Origin of the sequence: Streptomyces sp. HM190, assembly GCF_009857135.1 — a bacterium.
Classification (GTDB): Bacteria; Actinomycetota; Actinomycetes; order Streptomycetales; family Streptomycetaceae; genus Streptomyces; species Streptomyces heilongjiangensis.
Genome location: NZ_CP047318.1, coordinates 2,665,260 through 2,686,598 on the forward strand (window position 1 = coordinate 2,665,260; position 21,339 = coordinate 2,686,598).

Annotated in this window: 15 protein-coding genes; 9 read left to right on the forward strand and 6 right to left on the reverse strand. The window is 72.7% G+C overall.

Features of this window, described 5'->3' with window-relative positions; genetic code table 11:
* The first annotated feature begins 37 nt into the window (after positions 1 to 37).
* Both GSY65_RS11155 and fxsT read left to right on the forward strand, forming a co-directional pair.
* Positions 38 to 1,372: a TIR-like protein FxsC gene (locus tag GSY65_RS11155; RefSeq protein ID WP_159767185.1), complete on the forward strand. Its 1,335-nt coding sequence runs from the start codon at positions 38 to 40 to the stop codon at positions 1,370 to 1,372.
* Positions 1,369 to 5,307: an FxSxx-COOH system tetratricopeptide repeat protein gene (gene fxsT / locus GSY65_RS11160; RefSeq protein ID WP_159767186.1), complete on the forward strand. Its 3,939-nt coding sequence runs from the start codon at positions 1,369 to 1,371 to the stop codon at positions 5,305 to 5,307. The genes GSY65_RS11155 and fxsT overlap by 4 nt, the downstream gene beginning before the upstream one ends.
* A gap of 25 nt (positions 5,308 to 5,332) precedes the next feature.
* On the opposite strand, the gene GSY65_RS11165 is transcribed toward fxsT, so the two are convergent.
* The gene (locus GSY65_RS11165) at positions 5,333 to 6,244 is read right to left on the reverse strand and encodes an alpha/beta fold hydrolase (RefSeq protein WP_159767187.1); all 912 of its coding nucleotides are present in this window, start codon (positions 6,242 to 6,244) and stop codon (positions 5,333 to 5,335) included.
* 338 nt (positions 6,245 to 6,582) lie between these two features.
* Between GSY65_RS11165 and kstD the strand changes: the two genes are divergently transcribed.
* On the forward strand, positions 6,583 to 8,391 hold the full coding sequence (kstD, locus tag GSY65_RS11170; RefSeq protein ID WP_159767188.1) for a 3-oxosteroid 1-dehydrogenase: 1,809 nt from the start codon (positions 6,583 to 6,585) through the stop codon (positions 8,389 to 8,391).
* A 91-nt stretch (positions 8,392 to 8,482) separates the two neighbouring features.
* On the opposite strand, the gene GSY65_RS11175 is transcribed toward kstD, so the two are convergent.
* Positions 8,483 to 8,935: a GNAT family N-acetyltransferase gene (locus GSY65_RS11175; protein ID WP_236579740.1), complete on the reverse strand. Its 453-nt coding sequence runs from the start codon at positions 8,933 to 8,935 to the stop codon at positions 8,483 to 8,485.
* Positions 8,936 to 9,238: 303 nt separating this feature from the next.
* On the reverse strand, positions 9,239 to 10,840 hold the full coding sequence (locus tag GSY65_RS11180) for an MFS transporter (protein WP_159767189.1): 1,602 nt from the start codon (positions 10,838 to 10,840) through the stop codon (positions 9,239 to 9,241).
* A gap of 157 nt (positions 10,841 to 10,997) precedes the next feature.
* Here GSY65_RS11180 and GSY65_RS11185 point away from each other — a divergent pair, with 157 nt between their 5' ends.
* Together GSY65_RS11185 and GSY65_RS11190 are read left to right on the forward strand one after the other, a co-directional pair.
* Positions 10,998 to 11,597, forward strand: a complete 600-nt coding sequence (locus GSY65_RS11185) for a helix-turn-helix domain-containing protein (protein ID WP_159767190.1) — start codon at positions 10,998 to 11,000, stop codon at positions 11,595 to 11,597.
* A 132-nt stretch (positions 11,598 to 11,729) separates the two neighbouring features.
* Positions 11,730 to 12,590 (forward strand): class I SAM-dependent methyltransferase, encoded by an 861-nt coding sequence (locus GSY65_RS11190; RefSeq protein ID WP_159767191.1) that lies wholly within the window; start codon positions 11,730 to 11,732, stop codon positions 12,588 to 12,590.
* Positions 12,591 to 12,691: 101 nt separating this feature from the next.
* On the opposite strand, the gene GSY65_RS11195 is transcribed toward GSY65_RS11190, so the two are convergent.
* Complete coding sequence (locus GSY65_RS11195; RefSeq protein WP_159767192.1) at positions 12,692 to 13,603, reverse strand: aldo/keto reductase family oxidoreductase; 912 nt, start codon at positions 13,601 to 13,603, stop codon at positions 12,692 to 12,694.
* Between the two features lie 93 nt (positions 13,604 to 13,696).
* Here GSY65_RS11195 and GSY65_RS11200 point away from each other — a divergent pair, with 93 nt between their 5' ends.
* Positions 13,697 to 14,560 carry a LysR family transcriptional regulator gene (locus GSY65_RS11200; protein WP_159767193.1) on the forward strand — a complete coding sequence of 288 codons (864 nt, stop codon included), beginning with the start codon at positions 13,697 to 13,699 and terminating at the stop codon, positions 14,558 to 14,560.
* Between the two features lie 43 nt (positions 14,561 to 14,603).
* Here GSY65_RS11200 and GSY65_RS11205 read toward each other — a convergent pair whose 3' ends face one another.
* Positions 14,604 to 15,587, reverse strand: coding sequence for a cyclase family protein (locus tag GSY65_RS11205; protein WP_159767194.1), 984 nt, complete (start codon positions 15,585 to 15,587; stop codon positions 14,604 to 14,606).
* A gap of 70 nt (positions 15,588 to 15,657) precedes the next feature.
* On the opposite strand from GSY65_RS11205, the gene GSY65_RS11210 reads away from it, so the two are divergent.
* Positions 15,658 to 16,587 carry a LysR family transcriptional regulator gene (locus GSY65_RS11210; protein ID WP_159767195.1) on the forward strand — a complete coding sequence of 310 codons (930 nt, stop codon included), beginning with the start codon at positions 15,658 to 15,660 and terminating at the stop codon, positions 16,585 to 16,587.
* Between the two features lie 195 nt (positions 16,588 to 16,782).
* Here GSY65_RS11210 and GSY65_RS11215 read toward each other — a convergent pair whose 3' ends face one another.
* Positions 16,783 to 18,978, reverse strand: coding sequence for an MMPL family transporter (locus GSY65_RS11215; RefSeq protein WP_159767196.1), 2,196 nt, complete (start codon positions 18,976 to 18,978; stop codon positions 16,783 to 16,785).
* A 516-nt stretch (positions 18,979 to 19,494) separates the two neighbouring features.
* Between GSY65_RS11215 and GSY65_RS11220 the strand changes: the two genes are divergently transcribed.
* A complete protein-coding gene (locus GSY65_RS11220; RefSeq protein WP_159767197.1) occupies positions 19,495 to 19,947 on the forward strand; it encodes an SRPBCC domain-containing protein in 453 nt (150 codons plus the stop codon).
* A 90-nt stretch (positions 19,948 to 20,037) separates the two neighbouring features.
* Positions 20,038 to 21,297 carry an FAD-dependent oxidoreductase gene (locus GSY65_RS11225; RefSeq protein WP_159767198.1) on the forward strand — a complete coding sequence of 420 codons (1,260 nt, stop codon included), beginning with the start codon at positions 20,038 to 20,040 and terminating at the stop codon, positions 21,295 to 21,297.
* Positions 21,298 to 21,339 lie beyond the last annotated feature (42 nt).

The following is a 21,339-nucleotide window of genomic DNA, read 5'->3' on the forward strand; positions in this document are numbered from 1 at the left end:
CGGCGGGGGAACGAGCGCGTCCAGAGGCGGGGGGCACGTGAACACGTACGAACGGGGGCGAGTCGTTCCGGACAACAGGCCCTACTTCTTCCTGAGTTACGCCCACACCCCGTCCTCGGGGCCCGGCAGCGGCGACCCGAACCACTGGGTGCACACGCTCTTCAAGGACCTGTGCAAGGACATCCTGGAGCTCACGGCCATCGACGACACCCCCGTGGGGTTCATCGACCGGGAGATGCGGTCGGGAGCGGGCTGGCCGGAGCAGCTCAGTCTGAACCTCGCGCACTGCCGGGTCTTCGTACCGCTGTACTCCCCGCGCTACTTCAGCAGTCCGTACTGCGGTCGGGAATGGTTCGCCTTCACCGACCGTATGCGTCAGGCACGGGACACCGGCGGCGGCGACATTCCGGCCATCGTGCCGGTGCTGTGGACCCGCGTCGACCTCAATCGGCTCCCGGAGTCGGTGCGGAACATCCAGGTGGAGCAGACGGCCTTCGGCGAGCGTTACCTGTCCCACGGGATCTACGGACTGATCAAGCTCAAGCGGCTGCGGGACGAGTACGACGAGACCGTGCTGATGCTGGCCCAGCGCATCGTGCAGATCGCCGAGGAGACACCGCTGCCGTCCAGCGACCCCCGCCCGTTCGAGTCGATGCCGAGCGCCTTCCGGCCACCCGGAGACGGGCCCCGCCGGATTCACGTCAGCGTGGCCGCACCCACCCGCCACACCGTTCCGGCACACCGCGGCAGTGACCCGTACGGCGACAACGCCTTGAAGTGGAACCCCTATCACAACGAGTCGCGACGGCCGCTGCCCGTGCTGGCGGAGGAACTGATCCGATCGCTGGACTACCAGATCACCGTGTCCGACTTCGACGACTCGGATCCGGTCACCGCCGACCTCACCACGGGCGGCGCCGACGCCGAGCCCGACACCGGGTCCGGCACGTCCGGCCATCCGGCGCTGCTGCTGGTCGACTGCTGGTCGGTCCTCGACGAGGAACGCCGGCGCAGACTCAAGGCCTTCGACTCCGCCGCCCAGCCCTGGGTGGCGGCGGTGGTGCCCTGGAACCGCGCCGACACACCCTGCCAGGGCGACGAGGGGCAGCAGGTCAAGGCCGAACTGGAGCGCACCCTCCCGTCGATCCTGGACCGGGGCCGCCGCACCGACTTCCGGATCGCGGTCAACGGCGTACCCACGCTCAAGGCGTTCACCGATGTGCTGCCGTCCGTCGTCGCACATCTGACCCGGCAGTACCTGAAGAAGGCCGAGGCGCATCCACCCGAGGGCCCGCACTTCGAGCAACCCCGGTTGAAGGGCCCCACCTACCCGCCGTACAGCGCGGGTCCCGACCCCCGAGGAGAAGCATGACGGCCCCGTCCGGCGGACGCATCATCACCTTCTACTCGTACAAAGGCGGAACGGGCCGCACGATGGCCCTCGCCAACACGGCCTGGATCCTCGCGGCCAACGGCAAGCGCGTGCTGGCCGTCGACTGGGACCTGGAGGCGCCGGGTCTGCACCGGTTCTTCGAGCCGTTCCTCGACCCCAACGCCCTGGCCGCGACCTCCGGAGTCATCGACATCATCACCGACTACTCCTGGGCGGCCACCACGGGCGGGCCCCGCCCCGGGCCCTGGCACCTGGACTACGCCCGGGTGGAGGACCACGCCGTCTCCCTCGAACCCGAGAGGTTCGGCCTGTCCTTCCCGGACGGCGGCACCCTCGACTTCCTGTCCGCCGGACGGCAGAACCGGGAGTACTCGGCGCACGTCTCCTCGTTCGAGTGGGACAACTTCTACGAGCGGCTCGGCGGCGGTCTGTTCCTGGACGCGCTGCGCGACGACATGAAGGCGTCCTACGACTACGTGTTCATCGACAGTCGCACGGGCCTGTCCGACAACGCGGACATCTGCACGATCCAGATGCCCGACGTGCTCGTCGACTGCTTCACGCTCAGCGGCCAGGCACTGGACGGCGCCGCCGCCGTCGCACAGACCGTCGCCACGGGCTACCGCAAGCGGCGCATCCGCGTCCTGCCCGTGCCGATGCGGATCGACGAGGGCGAGAAGGAGAAGGTCGACGCGGGTCGGGCACTGGCCAGGCTGAAGTTCGACGGGCTGCCCAAAGGGGCCGACGGGCGGGAGCTGAGCCCGGAGGAGCAGACCGCGTACTGGGGCACGGTCGAGATCCCCTACCGCCCGTACTACGCCTACGAGGAGACACTCGCCACCGTCGGCGACAAGAGCGGCATCGCGAACTCCCTGCTGTCGGCCTTCGAACGGCTGACAGCGGTGCTCTCCGACGGCGAGGTCACCCAGTTGCCGCCGGTGCCCGAACCGGCCCGGCTGCGCTGTCTGGAGGCGTTCACCCGGCAGTCACCGGCGACGCGGACGGTGCATGTCCTCGTGGCGTACGCGGCGGAGAACCGTATGTGGGCCGAGTGGGCCGAGGGCGTGCTCAAACGGGCCGGCTGTCGGGTGGCCCTGCACGACGTGGCCACCGTGCCCGAGGAGGGGCCCGGCGCGGAGACCCGTGTGCTGTTCCTGCTGTCGCACGCCTTCCAGAAGTCCCGCAACGCGGAACCGGCACGGCGCGTCCTCACCCCCACCCCGCAGGGCGCCCTCGCCGCCGTCTCCGCCTACGCGCGCGTGGACGACGTCCGGCCGTCCGGCCATACCCCGGACCTGGTCGACCTGCACCGATGGGAGGAGGCGGACGGTGCCAGAGCACTCCTGGAGGCCCTGGGCCTGCGGGCGGAACCCGTGGCGACCGGAGCGTCCGACCCCCGCTTCCCGGGGCGGGCACCGGCCATCTGGAACGCCCCCCAGCGCAACACCACCTTCACCGGGCGCGGGGTCATCCTCGACGAACTGCGCGAGCAGCTCCGCGGCGGCATGTCCGTCGTACTGCCGCGCCCGCAGGCGCTGTTCGGACTGGGGGGCGTGGGCAAGACCCAGCTGGCTCTGGAATACGTGCACCGGTTCATGGCCGACTACGACCTGGTGTGGTGGATCTCCGCCGAGCACGTCGACAACGTCGTGGACTCACTCGCCCTGCTCGGCTCCAGGATCGGGGCGCCCGGCGGCGACGACATGGCGCTGGCCAGCCAGGAGGCGGTACAGATGCTGGCCCGGGGAGAGCCGACCACGCGCTGGCTGCTGGTCTTCGACAACGCCGACGACCCCGGGGTGCTCTCGCCCTTCTTCCCGACGGGCGGTGGCGGGCACATCCTCGTCACCTCCCGCAATCAGGCCTGGGCCGACCGGGGCGCCTCGCTGACCGTCGATGTCTTCCTCCGTCAGGAGAGCATCGAACACCTCTCCCTGCGTGCGCCCGGACTCAGCAGCGAGGAGGCCGACCGGGTGGCGGAGGCGGTCGGTGACCTTCCGCTGGCCGTGGAACAGGCGGCGGCCTGGCTCGCCGAGACGGCCACCCCCGTGGAGGAGTACCTGCACGAACTCACCGAGCAGGCCACGCACGTCCTGGACCTCAACCAGCCCACCGACTACCCGATGACGGTGGCCGCGACCTGGAACATCTCGATAGCCCGTCTGGCGGAACGTTCCCCGGCCTCGGTGCGGCTCCTCCAGCTGTGCGCGTTCATGGCTCCCGAGCCGATCTCCTCCCGGCTGCTCTACAGCAAGGAGATGCGCGACGAACTGCGGAAGGTCGACCCCACTCTCCAGGAGAACCTGATGCTGGGCCGGGTGATCCGCGAGATAGCCCGGCTGGCCCTCGCCAAGGTCGACCGGGTCAGCAGCAGCGTGCAGATCCACCGCCTGGTCCAGGCCGTGATCCGCTCCCAGCTCACCGTGGACGAGCAGCGGCGCGCCCGGCACGTCGTCCACACCGTCCTGGCGGGCGCCCGACCCGACGTCGACGAGCCCACCGACGACCCCGGGACGTGGCCGCTGTTCGAGGCCATCTGGCCGCATCTGCGTCCCTCGGACGTCCGTGACTGCACCGAGGTCGAACCCCGCCGGCTGCTCATCGACCGCATCCGCTACCTCTGGAAGCGCGGCGCCTTCCCGGATGCCCAGCGCCTGGCCGAGGAACTGCTGGCGCACTGGCGGCCGGCGCTCGGCGAGGACGACCGGCAGCTTCTGTACCTGCGGGGCCAGCTCGCCAACGTCCTGCGTTCCCAGGGGCGTTTCGTGGAGGCCAAGACGATCGACGAGGACCTCGTGGAACACCAGCGCCGCGTCCTCGGCCCGTCCGACGCCCACACGTACATCACCACCTCGTCCCTCGCCAGCGACTGCGCGGCCCTCGGCGAGTACCGCAACGCGGTCGAGCTGGCGCGCGACGCCCACCAGGGGTTCAGCGAGATCTTCCACGAGTCGCACCCGCGGACGCTGAGCGCGGCGAACAACCTCGCGCTGGCGCTGCGCATGGTCGGCCGCTACGACGACGCCCGGGACATCGACCAGGACACCTACGGCCGCCGCAAGGACGTCCTCGGCCCCAACCACCCGTACACCCTGTCGTCCGCCACGAGTCTCGGCCGTGACCTGCGCGAGGTGGGCCGGTACACGGACTCGGTGGCCCTGCTGTCAGAGGCGTACGAGGCGCACAAACGGGTGCTGGGCAAGAACTTCCCCGGCACCCTCAGCTGCGCGAAGTCGCTTGCCGTGTCGCTGAGACGAGCGGGTGACTTCGAGAACGCGAAGCGGCTGACGAGGGCGACCCGGGGGCAGTACCAGAGGCAGTACGACACCCGTACCCCGGACTCCCTGGCCTGCGACCTGAACTGGGCGGCGGATCTGTACGCCGCCGACGAGCGGGAGGAGGCACGCAGGTTCGCACTGGACGCGCTCGCCGAGTACGTGCGGGTGCCGGGGGAAGAGCACCCGTACACGCAGGCCGCGCTCAACAACCTCGGCATCTACCACTGGGCCTGCGGCGACGCCGAGGAGGCGGACGCGGTGTTCCGGCGTGTGATGCACCGGATGGCGGACGTGCTGGGCGACCGGCATCCGCACACGCTCTTCTGCCAGGCCAACTACGCCAACATCTGCGCCGAACAGGGTCGGTACGAGGAGGCGTGGATGCTGGAGGAACCGGCCCGCGCGGCGCTCCAGCAGGTACTGGGCCCGCACCATCCGGAGGCACTGGGCGTGGTCGCCAACTCCACCCTGACGCTGCGGGGGCTCGGCCGGACCGGGGAGGCGGAGCGCCTGCGCGCGGAGACCATCGCGGAACTCACCCGGCAGAGTCGCCAGTTGGGCGAGAACAACGGCATCTCCAACCTTGTCTCCCGGGAACGCCGGGTCTACCGCGACCTGGAGCCGCTGGCGGTCTGACCGGGCCCGCGGGCGTCCCCACGGCTCAGACCGGTGGTGTCACGGGCAGGGGCGTCCCCTTGAGGAGCCAGCCCAGCACCGTCGGCAGGGCGCGCAGCGAGGCGAAGTGGGCGGCGGCCGGTTCGAGGACGGCCGTGGCCCGCGGGATGCGTGCGGCGAGCCACGTCGAATGGGCCGCCGGGGAGAAGACGTCCTTCGCCCCGAACCAGCACAGCACGGGCACCCGGATCTCGCCGGGGTCGAAGCCCCAGGGCGAGGTCAGGGCGAGCGCGTCGTCGAGCCATCCGTACGGAGAGGACCGCACCGCCTCGTGGTAGTTGCGCAGCAGCATGGAGCGGATTCCGTTGTCGGAGACGATCAGACGGTCGTCGTCGGTGAGGTCCGCGCGGAGGTCCTCCAGCAGCCGGGCGGGGTCGGAGCGGATCGCGGCGGAACGCGGTATCAGCCGGTCGGTGAAGCCCTGCGGGTCGGTGAGCACCGAGCGGAAGTCCCGCACGTTCGACGGCGCCATGCCCGCGAACCAGTCCAGACCCGTCGCGTCACGGGGCGCGAGGCTGACGAGGGCCGCGGCCCTCGTCACCCGGTGCGGCAGCAGGGCGGCGCACGCCAGGGCGTGCGGGGCGCCCCCGGAACGGCCCACCACCGCGAACCGGTCCACACCGAGCGCGTCGGCGACGACGGTCACGTCCTCCACCGCGTCCACGACGCGGCGCCCCGCTCGACGGTCGGACCCTCCGTAGCCGGGCCGGTCGTAGCTGATGAGGCGTGTCCCCCGCTGGTAGAGGAACATCGGCCGCGGCCGGGGGCCGACGCGGCTGCCCGGCATGCCGTGGAAGAGAAAGACGGGCCGCCCTGCCGGATCCCCCGAGCACTCGACCCGGAGCAGCCGCCCGTCGGGCGCCCGGACGTGGTCCGGTGCCCGTGCGAGGTCATGCACAGCGCTCCCCCTCCCTCGGTCCGTCAGGACCGGGACCACGCTGCCCGGACCGTTCCCGTTCGCGCTTCCCCCGAAACGGTTCGAGCGCGTGACGGCGGCCCGGGCATCGGGCGATGCGCCTCATCCGGCCAGGTGCACATCACGGGGCCGCCACCTGCGCCCTGCGCCCGAAGCGCGGGGGCCTCTCGTACCGAACATCCTGCGCGACGCATGCCTTGACTTCGCCATGCCCGCCCGTCAGATTCGAGGCTCCGCACCCACCCGGGACGCAGGGGCACGTGTGCCTCCCGGGGAAGCAGCACGGCCACCCACCCCTTGACCAGGCTGGAGCGACCTGCATGTCCAAGAGCGCGGACCCCCACAGACGTACGACCGTACCGGCCGCCGCCCCGTCGCGGCGGCGTGTGCTCGGGGCCGCCGCCGGGGCCGGGGCCGCCGTGGCGGCCGGGGGGCTCGGCGGTACGGCCGTCGCGGCGGAACCGGCTGCCGCCCCTCCCCTGCTCGGCACCTACGACGTCGTCGTCATCGGCTCCGGTGCCGCCGGGATGACCGCCGCGCTGACGGCGGCCAGCAAGGGGCTGAGCTGCGTCGTCGTGGAGAAGGCGCCGACCTTCGGGGGGTCGGCGGCCCGGTCCGGCGCGGGGATCTGGCTGCCCAACAACAGCGTCATCAAGGCCGCCGGTGTGCCCGACACCCCGGCCAAGGCCGCCCGGTACCTCGCGGCCGTGGTCGGCGACGACGTCCCGGCAGACCGGCAGAAGGCGTTCCTGGACCACGGCCCCGCCATGCTCTCCTTCGTCATGGCGAACAGCCCGCTCAGGTTCCGCTGGATGGAGGGGTACAGCGACTACTACCCGGAGTTGCCCGGCGGGCTGCCGAACGGCCGCTCCATCGAGCCCGACCAGCTCGACGGGAACGTGCTGGGCGCCGAACTCGCCCGGCTGAACCCGCCGTACCTGGCCACCCCGCCCGGCATGGTCGTCTTCAGCGCCGACTACAAGTGGCTCGCCCTGACCGCCGTGAGCGCCAAGGGAGTCGCCGTCGCCGCCGAGTGCCTCGCGCGGGGGACCAGGGCGGCACTGCTCGGGCAGAAGCCGCTCACCATGGGCCAGGCCCTGGCGGGCGGACTGCGCGCCGGCCTCCTCTCCGCCGGCGTACCGGTGTGGCTCGACACCCCGCTGACCGACCTGCACCTCGAGAACGGGGCGGTCACCGGGGCCGTCGTCACCCGCGACGGCGCCCCGGGGCTGCTGCGGGCCCGGCGCGGCGTCGTCGTCGGCTCCGGGGGCTTCGAGCACAACGCCGCCATGCGCGAGCAGTACCAGGAGCAGCCCGTCGCGCACTGGTCCGTGGGCGCGAAGGAGAACACCGGCGACGGCATCCGCGCCGGGCAGCGCGCGGGCGCCGACGTGGCTCTGATGGACGACGCCTGGTGGGGGCCGGCCGTCGCCACCCCGGGGCAGCCGTGGTTCTGCCTCGCCGAACGCACGCTCCCCGGTGGCCTGTTGGTCAACGCGGCGGGCGCCCGGTTCGTCAACGAGGCCGGGCCGTACAGCGATGTCGTCCACACGATGTACGAGCGCGACACCCCGTCCGCCCGCCACATCCCGGCCTGGCTGGTCGTCGACCAGAACTACCGCAACCGGTACCTGTTCAAGGACATCGTGCCGGCGCTGCCGTTCCCCGCCGAGTGGTACGACGCCGGGGCCGTCCACAAGGCGTGGTCGCTGGACGCGCTCGCCTCCGCGATCGGCGTCCCCGCGGGCGCGCTGCGCGCCACCGTCGACCGCTTCAACTCCCAGGCCCGGCAGGGCGACGACCCCGACTTCGGGCGCGGCGACAGCGCCTACGACCACTACTACACGGACCCGTCCGTGCGGCCCAACTCCTGTCTGGCGCCGCTGTGGCTGCCGCCGTACTACGCCCTGCGCATCGTCCCCGGCGACCTCGGCACCAAGGGCGGGCTGCTCACCGACGCCCGGGCCCGGGTCCTGCGCCCGGACGGCTCGGTGATCCGCGGCCTGTACGCGGCGGGCAACGCCAGCGCCGCGGTGATGGGCCGCAGTTACGCGGGCGCGGGCTCGACGATCGGGCCCGCGATGACCTTCGGCTACGTGGCGGCACTGGATCTCGCGGGCGCGCTGTGAGCCGGGCGTGCTCGTAGTGAGCCGGGCGTGCCCGCTGTGAGCCGGGCGTGCTCGTCGTGAGCCCGACGGCCGGGCCGCTCCGGCGGCGGAGCTACCCGGCCAGCCGCAGGTCGATCCCCCAGGTCGGGTCGCCGTCCAGTCGGTAGCGCTCGGTCTGTACGAAGCCGTGCCTCTCGGCGAAGCGGAGGCCGTCCTCGGTGGACTCCAGGACGCAGGTCTCGATGACCCGTGCGCCCAGTTCACGTGCCTTCAGGAGCGCCCGTTCGTACAGGTGCCCGCCGTGGCCGCGACCGCGGTGCGCGGCGAGGACGCGGGCGGCGACCATGGCCGCGGCGTCGGCCCCGGCGGGCGGACGGACCGTGGAGTTGCCGATCAACTCGCCTTCCGCGTAGGCCAGTTCGAGGTGGTTGCGGGCGGCGCGCTCGCGGACGTCGGCCAGGGAGAGGAGGTGCGCGGGGATGATCGTGTTGTGGACGTACCGCCAGGCTTCGAGCTGCTCGTCGCCGGCGGCACCGTCCACGTGCTGGATGTCGAGGGCGGTCACCGGCTCAGCCTGGTGCCGCGGCAGGCAACGTCTGCCCGTCGAGGAGCGGCGTTTGTGCGTGCTCTCGGCGTGCCGGGCGCACGTCCTCGTACGGGACGTACTCGGGCTTGCGCCCGGTGCGGCGGGAGTGCGAGCCGGGCGTCGCGACGGGGCAAACGTTGCCCGTCGCGGCACTGGACACTCCTTCCGGCCTGTATCCACGCGGTAGTCCGTGGCTCACCACACGGGTTCGCGCTCACGGTGCGAGGGTCGGCGGACGGTCGTTCGCCGGCAGGCGCGCCCGCCGAGGACACCTCCGCGGGGTCACCGGGACGACAGAGCCTCGGCGGCCTCCGCGCGGGTTCCGGCCGCGGGGACGGTGTCCTTCGGGCCGCGGGCGAGGATGTAGAGGAGCAGGCCGCCCATGACCACCACCCCCGCCCACATGGCCTGCTGCCAACCGTCGACGAAGGACTCCCGCGCGGCTTGCGCCAGTTCCCGCGCGTGGGGCCCTGTACCGCCCACCGCCTCGACGGCGTTCGCGACACCTGCGCGTGCGGTGTCCGCGGCGTCCCGGGGAACGCCGTCGAGCCTGCCGTCGATGGCGCTGCGGTATCCGGAGGACAGCAGTGCGCCGAGCAGGGCGACGCCCAGGGCGGTGCCGAACTCACGGGTGACGTCGTTGAGGGCGGAGGCGACCCCCTGCCTCTCACGTGGCAGGGAGCCGGTGATGGCCTCGGTGGACGGGGTCATCGACAGGCCCATGCCGATGCCCATGGCGAGCATGCCGGGCAGGATCGACAGGTATCCGCCGTCGGCGGAGACGATGAGGGCCATCAGCGCCAAACCGGCACCGGCCAGCGCGATCCCCGTGGCCATGGTGGAGCGGGAGCCGATGCGGGCGGCCAGTGCGGGGGCCAGGCCCGAGGTGGTCATCATCGCCGCGGCCATGGGCATCAGCGCGAGCGTGGACAGCAGGCCCGACCAGCCCAGGACGGCCTGGAAGAACGGGAAGAGGACGACGAAGATTCCCGCTTGGACGCCGAAGAGGGTCAGCAGCGTGATCGATCCGCCGGCCAGGCCACGGTCGCGGAACAGGCGGACGTCCAGCAGAGCGGCGTCCCCGCGGCGCAGCTCCCGGACCACGAAGAAGACACCGGCGAGGAGACCGACGGCGAGACCGGTCAGGGTGGCGGGGGCGCTCCAGCCGTGCTCGGGGCCTTCCTGGAGGACGAAGATGAGGCCGACGACGGTGACGGCGGAGGCCAGTGCGCCGACGGTGTCGAAGGGGTGGTCCGGGTGCTCGCTGGAGTTGGGCACCGAGCGCACCGCCATGGCGAGTGCGACGACGGCCAGCGCGACGGGCAGGATGAACAGGTAGCGCCAGCTGGCGACGTCCACCAGTGCGGCGGAGAGGAACATGCCCAGGATGCCGCCGCCTCCGGCGACGCCGGTCCACACGCCGATCGCCTTGCCGCGCTCCTCCTCCGGGAAGGTGGAAGTGATCACAGCGAGGGTGATGGGCATGATCATCGCCGCGCCGATGCCGCTGAGCAGGCGCGCGCCGATCATGACGTCGGCCGATGGGGCGAGCCCAGCCGTCGCGCCGGCGACGCCGAAGACGACCAGGCCGGTGATCAGCATGGGCTTGCGGCCCAGCCGGTCACCGATGGCGCCGAGCGGCAGCAGCAGGGCGGCCAGGGTGAGCGTGTAGATGTTGATGATCCACAGGACGGTGGCCTGCGAGGCGCCGAACTCGACGGCCAGGTCGGGCTGCGCGACGTTCAGTCCGGACACCGAGGCGATGACCGCCATCAACGCGACACAGACCGCGATCAGGACGGCGCGCAGCTGACGCGCGTCCGGCGCACCGCCGGCGTGGTCGGCACCGTCGGCTGCGGCTGGTGCGGGCTGGTTCGTACTCATGGATTCCTCTCGGGAAGACATGCGGAGGCAGCGGCGGACCCGTGTCCGGCCGCCGGGATCGGGCTGGAGATCGGTGGGCGCGCGCCGGGCGGCTGTCGGGCGGCGGCGTCGTGCCTCTGCGCAGGACGCTAATCCCGTCTTGCGGGAAGGGCATACGATGTTGCCCATGACGCAAGGCGACAGCGAGTTGGACAGCCTCGTACGCAAACGCATCCGTGCTTTGCGGGTGGCGCAGGGCTGGTCCCTGGAGGAACTGGCCGACCGCGCCAGGTTCAGTCAGTCCACGCTCTCCCGCATCGAGAACGGCCGACGGCGTCTCGCGCTGGACCAGTTGGTCGCCCTGGCCCGCGCTCTGGACACCTCTCTGGACCAGTTGGTGGAGACCGCCTCCGACGACGTCGTCACCAGTCCCATGATCGACAGTGCGCACGGGCTGATGCGCTGGCCCGTCAAGGGCGACCCCGGTATGAGTGTCGTGCGCCAGCGGATGACCGAGCCGCCCCAGGACCATCCCTCGCGCATGCGTGCCCACCCGGGCCGCGAATGGCTCGTGGTCCTGTCCGGCACCGCGGTGCTCCTGCTGGGCAACCGGCGCTTTCGCGTCGAGACGAACCAGGCCGCCGAGTTCCCCACGATGCTGCCGCACGCCATCGGCGCCGAGGGCGGACCCTGCGAGATCCTGGGCATCTTCGATCGCGACGCCCGCCGCGGCCACCAGCGCGACACCCCACGCGCCGACAGCGGCGACCACGCTTGAGAAGGCTCCCGCACGGGACCGTCGGCCCGCTGAGGAGTGGCGTCTTGCGCGTCCGGCACTCCGCACCGCCGTCTCGTTGCCGATACGGGAAGCCAGGACGCCCCGCGTGCGTGATCGCCGTAGCGTCGGGCCATGACCCACACACACCCGCAGACCTCCCTCCCTGGCCACCACCGGCATGACGTCGACGGGCAGGCGGAGATCCTCGACCTGGACGCACAGGTTCTGGCCGAGCACACCGCCGCCCTCGCCCGGTGGCTGCCGGTTCAGGAACCACCCGGCCGGATCGTGGACCTGGGATGCGGCACCGGGGCGGGCACCTTCACGCTCCTCGACCGTTTCCCCGGCGCCCACATCACGGCGGTCGACATCTCGGCCGGACACCTCCAGCGCCTGCGGGAGAAGGCGCGGGCCCGGGGCGTGGAGGGGCACGTGCGTACCGTTCAGGCCGATCTCGACGAGGCCGACTGGCCCGACCTCGGCGCGCCGGACCTGGTCTGGGCATCAGCCTCGTTGCACCACGCGGCCCGTCCCGACCGTGCCCTGCGCCACGTCCACGACCTGCTCCCGCCGGGCGGACTGTTCGCCGTGGTGGAACTGTCCGGCTTCCCCCGGTTCCTGCCCGAGGACGCCCCGGAGGACCGGCCCGGCCTGGAGGAGCGCTGCCACGAGGCGAGCAGTCGCCTCCACGCCGAGCACGTCCCCCACCGCGGTGCCGACTGGGGGCTGAAGCTGGTCGAGGCAGGGTTCGCCGTCGAGGGCGAACTCACTGTCGCCGTGAACATCCCAGGCTCCGACAACAAGGCGGTCGGCGCCTACGCCCTCGGCAGCCTGCAGCGCATGCGCCGGAGCGTGGCCGACGCACTCCCGGCCGAGGACCTGGCCGCGATCGACCGGCTGCTCGACATCGGCGGCGCGCACAGCATCCTGCGCCGCGACGATCTCGCCGTGCGCACCGAACGCACCGTCTGGGCCGCACGCCGTACCGCCTGAGTGCCCGGCCGCCGGCGGCGGGCGCCCAACACGCCCCCCTGCGGGCCACCGGTCCGCCCGGCCGCGGCGACGGGGCCCGAGGCGGAGCCGCCCCTTCGTCTTCATTCCGCTCGCGGCCGGGCTGTGTCCTGGCGGCCGATCTCGTCCAACTCGGCAAGGTCCTCGTCGGAGAGCGAGAGCCCCGCGCCGACGACGTTCTCGCGCAGGTGCGCCACCGACGAGGTGCCGGGAATGAGCAGGATGTTCGGCGACCGCCGCAGCAGCCAGGCCAGGGCGACCGACATCGGCGTCGCGTCCAGCCGGGTGGCCACGGCGGAAAGCGCCGTGGACTGCAGCGGGGAGAAGCCGCCGAGCGGGAAGAAGGGCACGTAGGCGATGCCCTGGTCGGCGAGGTCGTCGATCAGCTCGTCGTCCTGGCGGTGGGCGAGGTTGTACATGTTCTGCACACACACGATCGGCGCGATCGTCTGCGCCTCGGCGACCTGTTCCGCCGTCGCGTTGCTCACTCCGAGGTGCCTGATCAGGCCCTGCTGCCGCAGTTCGACGAGGGTCTCGAAGGGCTCGGCGAGCGAGCCCGGCCGGGGACCCTGAGCGTTGCCGAGCCGGAGATTGACGACATCGAGCGCGGCGAGGCCGAGGTCCTCGAGGTTCTCGTGGACGGCACGGCGCAGGTCCTCGGGCCGCCGGGCCGGGGGCCAGCCGCCCTGCTGATCGCGGACCGCACCCACTTTGGTCACGATGTGCAGCGATGCGGAGTAGGGGTGCAGCGCTTCACGGATCAGCTGGTTGGTGACACGGGGGCCGTACGCGCCGGCGGTGTCCATGTGCGTGATGCCGAGGCCGGCGGCCTCGCGCAGGACGGCGAGCGCGCCGTCGCGGTCGGCAGGCGGGCCCATGACCCCGGGGCCGGCGAGCTGCATGGCGCCGTAGCCGAAGCGGGTGACGGTCAGATCGCCCAGGGTCCAGGTGCCGCCGGGCAGGGAAACGGAGGGGGAGTCGGTGGTTTCGCTCATGCCGTCGATGCTCGCTCGCGGACGAGCGGGGCATCCAATACCGATACGGTGCCCTGTCATACCTGTTAGGTATCACCCAAGTACCCTGTGACCATGGAGATGTTGGAGACCCGCGAGCTGAGGTACTTCATCACCGTCGCCGAGGAACTGCACTTCGGCCGCGCCGCCCAGCGCCTCGGCATGGCCCAGCCGCCGCTGTCCCGGGCGATCCAGCAGCTCGAGCGGCGCCTCGGCGTCTGTCTGCTGAGACGCAACCGCCGCGGCGTCTGGCTGACCGACGCCGGAGAGATGCTGCTGCACGAGGGCCGCGCAGCCCTCGACGCGACCACCGCCGCCGCTCGCCGCACCCGTCGTGCCGCCGGCGCCGACAGGCCGGGCGGTCCCCGCAGTCGTCTGGTGCTGGCGGTGAAGGCCGGCGCGTCTCACGAGCTGCTGCACAAGCTCCTCGACGCCTACGCGGCCGACCCCGACGCCGCCGAGATAGAGGTGCTGCCGAGCGGCACGTGCGAGCAGGAAGCGATGCTGCGCGACGGCCGCGCCGATGTGGCGCTCATGCACGCACCGTTCAACTCCCTTGCCGGGTTCGACAGCGAGGAACTGACGACGGAGGGGCAGATCGCCATCCTGCCCGCCGGGCACCCCCTCGCCGCGCACAGCACGCTGGCCCTGGACGACGTCCGCGACATCCCCGGCCTTCCGCTCGCCCGCTGGCCCCGCAACGGCACGTACCCGCCCGGACCGGGCCCCGAGATCCACGACCTGACACAGCTCGCCCAGCTGATCGCCCTCGGACGTACCGTGGCCGTCTTCCCCGACTCCGCCCGTGCCTGGCTGTGGGCCGAGCACACCGCCGTCCCGCTGACCGACGCACCCCCCGTCGTCACGCACATCGCCTGGCCCGCGCACAGCCGCTCCCTCGCCCTCGCCGGGCTGGTCCGCACGGCCACACGGCTCTGACCCACCCGTGCCCGGCCGCCGGTTCACGCCTCGCGCACGCCTCTCACCCGGCCCTATCGGCTGCGTCGAGGAGCGCGTACGCCCGCACCGGGAAGGTGCCCATTCCCTCGACGGGCGGCGGTGCGGCGTGGAAGCGGAAGCCCTGCGGCGGAAGGCGGTCCAGGCCGCGCAGGTGCTCCACGACGGGGATGCCGGCGGCGAGGAGTCCGGTGTGGGCGGGGCGGGTGCCGTCGTCGGTGTCGTCGATGTTGAGGGAGTCGATGCCGACCAGGGCCGCCCGCCGGTCGACCAGCCAGGCCACGGCGTCCGCCGTCAGGTAGGGGTGGCCGTGGCCGTACCGCTCGGTGCCCCAGTGCCGGTCCCATCCGGTGTGGATCAGTACGGCCCGCCCCGTGACGTCGTACGGCAGCAGCGCGGCGCGGTCGACCGCCCGGCCTCCGGCGTCGTGGACGCGGACGACGACGCCGTCGAGGTCGGCGAACGTGCCGATCGGCAGCCCGGCCAGGTCGTGTCCGCCGCCGAAGCGGTGGAAGGGGCTGTCCAGGTAGGTGCCCGTGTTGGAGACCATCGTGATGCGGCCGATGGCGAACTCGGTGCCGGGCGCGTAGTGGTCACGGGACGCCTCCCGTGTGAGGTGCTCGCCGATCTCGGGGCCGGGCAGTCCGGGGTACGTGGTCATCCCGTGCCGGATGGTGTGGCTGAGGTCGACGATCCGGCGGCCGTCCCGCCCGCGCTCGGCGTCCGAGCCGCGCGCGCCGCTCTCCGTGCCGTCCGCGGTCCGGCGGCCCTCGCCGCCGGTGCCGCGTGACCCCTTGTGCGGCTCCCGCACCGCCTCCCGGCCGCTGACCCGCACCGTGTCGACCATGAGCAGTCCGAGATGCCGGACGAACAGCTCGGCCAGTTCCGCGTCACCGATCTCCGGTCCGGGCACGTCCAGCAGGAAGCCCCGCGTCCGCAGTCCGCCGCCGTTGCCGAAGGTCACCTCGGCGTCGAACCGGACCCGCCACTGCTCGTCGTTCTCGCTCATGGCCCGATCCTCCCTGCAGCCGCACTTCACCACAAGCAAGGATTACTGAAGCACAGCTACAGTGCCGCTTATGGAACTCGACCCCCGCCGTCTGCGCGTCCTGCGTGCCGTGGCGCTGCGCGGCGGGGTGGTGGACGCGGCGAAGGTGCTGCATCTGACGCCGTCGGCCGTCTCACAGCATCTCGCGCAGCTGGAGCGGGAGGTCGGCCGTCCGCTGGTGGACCGCTCGCGCCGCCGGGCCGGGCTGACCCCGGCGGGGCGGCTGCTGGCGGCACGCGCCGAACGCATCGAGCAGGAGCTGGCCGAGGCGCGCCGCGAGCTCGCCGAACTGAGCGGCCGGGCGACCGGCCCGGTGGCCGTCGCCGCGTTCTCCTCGGCGGTGTGCCACCTCCTGGTCCCGGCCCTCGCCGCTCTCGCCCGCACCCATCCTGGCCTGGAGCCGCGCGTCATCGAGGCGGAGGGCCCCGACGCCCTGCGGGAGCTGCGCACCGGGGGCCTGGACCTGCTGGTCGTCGAGTACGACCGCGCGGATCCCGACCCCGCCGGGCAGGGGCGCGACCTGGAGTCGACGGCCGTCGCCGACGACGAGTACCGGGTGATCACCCCGGCGGACTGGTCACCGCCGCCCCGCTCGGTGCGTGACCTCGCCGAGCGTCCCTGGGTCGCGGCGCCGCCCGGCACCGCGTGCGGCCGGGCCCTGGAGCGCATCTCCGCCGAGTACGGCTTCACCGCGCGGTGCGCCCATGTCGGCCGGGAGTTCCCGACCGTGCTCGCCCTGGTCCGGGCGGGTCTCGGCGCCGCGGTCGTCCCGACCCTGGCTCTCGCCGGGGCGCCCGCCGAGACGGTCTCGCTCCCGTCGGCACCCGTGGCGGGCCACCGCCGCATCGCCGCGGTCCACCGGGCCTCCCGCTCGGGCCCCGATCCCCTGGTCGCGGCGGTGACGGACGCCCTGCGCAGGGCCGCGGTGGACCTGGGGCTGACGCCCACGACAGCGGGTTGACCGGCACGGCGCGGGAGGGCCCGCGGCGAACGGCACACCCCGTGGACGACGGCGGACGGCGGACGGCGGACACCACGGCCCCCGGCCGGTGCGCCCCTGTGCGGGGCGCCGACGCGGGGGCCGTGGTCAGTGGGTCCCGGGCTTTCCCGGTTCGGTCCGACGGTCGCCGGCCGACGGGCGCCGGCCGGCACCGTGTCAGCCGACCGGTGTGGCCGTCCTGTCGGAGGCCGGCGTGGTGGCGGGGGCGTCCTCGGCGGCGTGTTCCATCCGGTCGAGGCGCAGCGCGCGGTGCAGGGCGCGCAGAGGGCCCGGGGCCCACCAGTTGGCGGCGCCGAGGAGGGCCATGAGGGAAGGGACGAGGAAGGCGCGTACCACCGTCGCGTCGATGAGGACGGCGAACGCCGCGCCGAGGCCCAGTTCCTGGATGAACACCAGCCGGGACAGCGCGAGCGCGCCCACCGGGATGCAGAACAGGACGGCGGCCGAGGTGACGATGCCACCGGTGCGGGACAGGCCCTGGGCGACGGCCTCGCGGTTGTCCAGGCCCTGGGACCTGGCCTCCTTGATCCGGCTCAGCAGGAAGACGTTGTAGTCCGTGGACAGTCCGAACGCGAGCGCGAAGACCAGGACGGGTGTGGTGGCCTCCAGCCCGGTCTGCGCGGAGAAGCCGAGGTTGCCGTCCTGGAACACCCACACCAGGAAACCGAAGGCGGCGCTGGTGGACAGCAGGTTCATCACGAGGGCCTTCAGGGGCAGCACCACCGAGCCGGAGAAGGCGAAGAGGAGCAGCAGCGTGACGACGACCAGGATGGCGCCGGCCCGGGGCAGGCTGTCGGCGATGCTCGCGCGCTGCGCCAGGAAGTCGGCGGTGCGGCCGGTGTGGCGGGCGGGGTACGGGGCGGCCAGGTCCTGGACGGCTTCGACGGCGTCCATCGACGAGTCGGTCAGGGGGTCCTCGGCGAGGACGGCGTCGATCTCCCAGTACCGGTCGTCGAGTTCGACGGGGGTGCCCACCGACCTGACGCCGGGGACGGCGCCGATCCGCTCGGTGTAGTCGGCGAGCCGCGCCGTGTCCGGGGCGCCGTCGGTCTCCAGCACGATCTGCAGGGGCGAGGTGGCCCTCGCGTCGTAGTCCTCGTCGAGCACGGCGGCGACCCGGCCCGCGCTGGTCTCCTCGGGCAGGAGGGTGGGGTCGACTCCGGTGAAGCGCACGCCCAGCAGCGGCGAGGCGATCACCAGCAGTACGGCCGTGGCGGCGAGCGCGAACACCGCGGGGCGGCGCATCACGGCCTGTGCGACGCGGTACCAGCGTCCCTCGGTGGCGCGGGCGGCACCGGAGTGGCGCTGCCAGCGGCGCGGGGCGAGGGAGTTGACCCGCTTGCCCAGCAGCGCGAGCAGCGGGGGCAGTCCGAGGAGCGCGAACAGGGCCGCCGACACCACGGTGATGACGCCGGCCAGTCCCATGGACCGCAGGTAGGGCTGCGGGAACGCGATCAGCGCGGCGAGGGCGGCGGCCACGGTGAGGGAGCTGAACAGCACGGTGCGGCCGGCGGTGGCGACGGTCCGCAGCACGGCCTCGGCCCCGGGTCCGCGCTCGGCGAGTTCCTCGCGGTAGCGGGAGACGAGCAGCAGCCCGAAGTCGATGGACAGACCGAGGCCGAGGGCGAAGGCGAGGCTCATCGCGCCGGTGGAGACGTTCATGAACTCGGTGGCGACGCGCAGGCCCGCCATGGTGAGCAGCAGCGAGACGATGCCGCCCAGCAGGGGGATCAGGGCGGCGACCAGCCCGCGGAAGACCAGGAAGAGCACCACCAGGATGACCGGGGTGGCGAGGAGTTCGGCCTGGGCCAGGTCGGTGTCGGAGACCTCGGCCACCTGGACGTGGCCGGGTGTGGCGCCGCCCAGCCAGGTGCGGCCGCGCAGCGCGGGATCGTCGTCGATGGCCTTCTGGAGCCGCTCCACGGCGCGGGCGCTCTCCTGGTCCGTCATGGAGCCGGTGGCGCCGACGACCACGGTGCTGCGTCCGTCGCGGGAGATGAGCGCGGCGCCGTCGGGGGAGGTGTAGTCGACCACCTGCTCGACCTCGGGTCGGGACCGCAGGAGCGCCGCGGCGGCCGTGACGGCCTTCGGCGCGGCGGTGTCCTTGTCGAGCCGCTCGTCGGTGCGGACCAGCAGCAGATGGCCCTGCTGGGGGTCGATGCCGGTGGCCCGCTCGATGATCTCGCGGGCCGCGACGTTGCCGCCGCCCGGATCGTCGTAGTCGGACAGCCCGTTGGAGAGCTTCTCCGACACGGTGCCGCCGTACACGGTGGCCAGGGCCGTGACCAGGAGGGTCAGCAGGAGCACGGCGATCCGCCGGCGGTGCAGGGCCGAGCCCAGAGCCGAGAACATGGGTTTTCCTTCCTTCGCGCCCGTGGGGGGCGGGACGCGTATGCCAAGCGTCGGGCAGGGCGCTGGATTCTCACTGAAGCGTCCGGAGAGGACCGTGCTGACCGGCGCTGAGGTCGTGCTGGTGCCGCGGCAGGCAACGTTCGCCTGTCAAGGAGCGGCGTCCGGTGCGTGCTCCCGGCGTGCCGGGCGTACGTCCTCGTACGGGATGTACTCGGGCTTGTGCCCGGTGCGGCGGGAGTGCGTGCCGGGCGTCGCGACGGGGCGAACGTTGCCTGATGCGGCACTGGAGCCGCGGCGCCGTGGACCGCGCCGGTCGCGGCCCGGCCGGTACCGTCGGCCTCCCGAGCGCCTTCACGGCTCGCCCTGCCCCCTGCCCTCGCCTCCGTACCTCCGGCCCGGTGCCCCGGTCCCGTCCCGCCCCCTTCGTCCGTACGAGGTCCCGAGCGCACGTCGGCACGGCCGTACGGGGCCTTCGTCGTGCCCGTGTTCACCGCAGTCCGTCCCGGAAGGAATGCCATGCGCCGTATCTCGTCCGCCGTGCACATCCGCAGCAGTGTCGACCGGGTGTGGTCGGTGCTCACCGACTTCGAGCGGTTCCACGAGTGGAACCCCTTCCTCGTCGAGGCCGCCGGCCGGGCCGAGCCGGGCGCCCGGCTCACCCTGCGTTTCCGACTGCCCGGCAGCGGGCGGGAGATGGTGTTCCGGCCGACCGTGCTGGAGAGCGAGCCGGGGCGGCTGCTGCGCTGGCGCGGCCGGCTCGGCGTGCCCGGTGTCTTCGACGGGGTGCACAGCTTCGAGCTGATCCCGCGCGACGGCGGCACCCACGTGGTGCAGACGGAACGGTTCAGCGGGCTGCTGGTGCCGTTCACGGATTCGATCATCACCCCGTCCGAGCAGGGGTTCCGCCACCTCACGGACGCGTTGCGGACCAGGGTCGAGTCGTCCGGCGTCAGGGGCGTGTCCGGGTGACCGGGCGCGGGGCGGTCGCTGCAAGGGGAGCTTTAGCCCGCGGTCCCACCATCGACCGACCATGACTCCGCTGGAGAGGCAGCAAAAACGATGACAGCAGAGCTGACCGCACAGGTGTGCGTGGTCGGAGGGGGGCCGGCCGGGCTCACTCTGGCCGTGGAGCTCGCCAAGCGTTCCGTGTCGGTGGTGGTTCTGGAGCAGAGCGGACACTTCAACCGGTCCTTCCGCGGCGAGTCGGTCTCCCCGGACTCGGTGTGGCTGCTGGACCGGCTCGGTCTGCTCGACCGGCTCGACGGAACCTATGCGCAGATGCACCACATGGAGATCGTCGACTCCGGCAGCACCGTGCTGGGCGTCGACTTCTCCGACTTCCGCTACCCCCACCCCTACCCGGTGGAGCTGCCGCAGCCCGCTCTGCTGTCCGCCCTGGCCGACGCGGGGCGGGCGCACCCGGGCTTCACGCTGCGTCAGTCCGCCACCGCCGTCGGCCTGTTGCGCGAGCAGGGCGACAGCGGCCCGGTCACCGGGGTGCGCGCCCGCACCCCCGACGGCGAGCTGGTCGTGCGGGCCGCGCTGACGGTCGCGGCCGACGGACGGTTCAGCAAGGTCCGGGAGATGTCCGGGCTGGCGTACGAGAAGCAGCCGCTTGACCGGGACGTCATCTGGCTGCGGCTGCCCTTCCCCGACGAGTGGGACAGCCACACGTACCGCATCCGCATCCGGGGCGGTGAGCACGGGCTGTTCATCCCGACCCATCCGGACAGCGTCCGCGTGGGCCTCAACATCCCGAAGGGGGGCCTGAAGGACCTGCGCGCCCAGGGGCTGGGCGCGCTGCACGAGCGGCTGGACCGGCTCGCCCCGGAGCTGTCGGACACCGTGCGCAAGGAGGTGCGGGCCTGGTCGGACACCTCGATGCTGGACATCTTCACCACGGTCGTGCCCCGCTGGTCCATGCCGGGTCTGATCCTCATGGGCGACGCGGCGCACACCCTGACGCCGATCCTCGGCCAGGGCGTCAACCACGCCATCATCGACGCGGTGACGCTGGCACCGCTGGTCGGTGAGGCGCTCGCCGACGACAGCGCGGCCGCGCTGGTGAGGGCCGGCGAGACGTTCCAGGCGTCGCGGGAGGAGGCCGTACGCCGTTCCCGCGCCCTCCAGCTGCGCCAGGAGCGGCTGTTCGCGCTCGACGGGCGGCTCGGCGGTCTGGCCCGCCGGTCCCTGTACCGGGTGGTGGACCGCAACCGTGCGCTCCAGCAGAAGGTGCTGGCCAGGGCGTACTTCCAGGTGCAGGAGCCGGGGCCGGTCGTGGCCCCGCGGGTGGTGCGGCAGCCGGCCAGCCGCCCCTGAACGGGCGCACCGCCGCAGACCGCTGCCCGGGTCCCTCGGAGG

Coding starts and splice junctions, on each gene's coding strand:
- fxsT (WP_159767186.1), top strand. CDS start 1,369: ATGACGGCCCCGTCCGGCGGACGCATCATCACCTTCTACTCGTACAAA.
- kstD (WP_159767188.1), top strand. CDS start 6,583: ATGTCCAAGAGCGCGGACCCCCACAGACGTACGACCGTACCGGCCGCC.
- GSY65_RS11180 (WP_159767189.1), bottom strand. CDS start 10,840: ATGAGTACGAACCAGCCCGCACCAGCCGCAGCCGACGGTGCCGACCAC.
- GSY65_RS11185 (WP_159767190.1), top strand. CDS start 10,998: ATGTTGCCCATGACGCAAGGCGACAGCGAGTTGGACAGCCTCGTACGC.
- GSY65_RS11190 (WP_159767191.1), top strand. CDS start 11,730: ATGACCCACACACACCCGCAGACCTCCCTCCCTGGCCACCACCGGCAT.
- GSY65_RS11195 (WP_159767192.1), bottom strand. CDS start 13,603: ATGAGCGAAACCACCGACTCCCCCTCCGTTTCCCTGCCCGGCGGCACC.
- GSY65_RS11200 (WP_159767193.1), top strand. CDS start 13,697: ATGGAGATGTTGGAGACCCGCGAGCTGAGGTACTTCATCACCGTCGCC.
- GSY65_RS11205 (WP_159767194.1), bottom strand. CDS start 15,587: ATGAGCGAGAACGACGAGCAGTGGCGGGTCCGGTTCGACGCCGAGGTG.
- GSY65_RS11210 (WP_159767195.1), top strand. CDS start 15,658: ATGGAACTCGACCCCCGCCGTCTGCGCGTCCTGCGTGCCGTGGCGCTG.
- GSY65_RS11215 (WP_159767196.1), bottom strand. CDS start 18,978: ATGTTCTCGGCTCTGGGCTCGGCCCTGCACCGCCGGCGGATCGCCGTG.
- GSY65_RS11220 (WP_159767197.1), top strand. CDS start 19,495: ATGCGCCGTATCTCGTCCGCCGTGCACATCCGCAGCAGTGTCGACCGG.
- GSY65_RS11225 (WP_159767198.1), top strand. CDS start 20,038: ATGACAGCAGAGCTGACCGCACAGGTGTGCGTGGTCGGAGGGGGGCCG.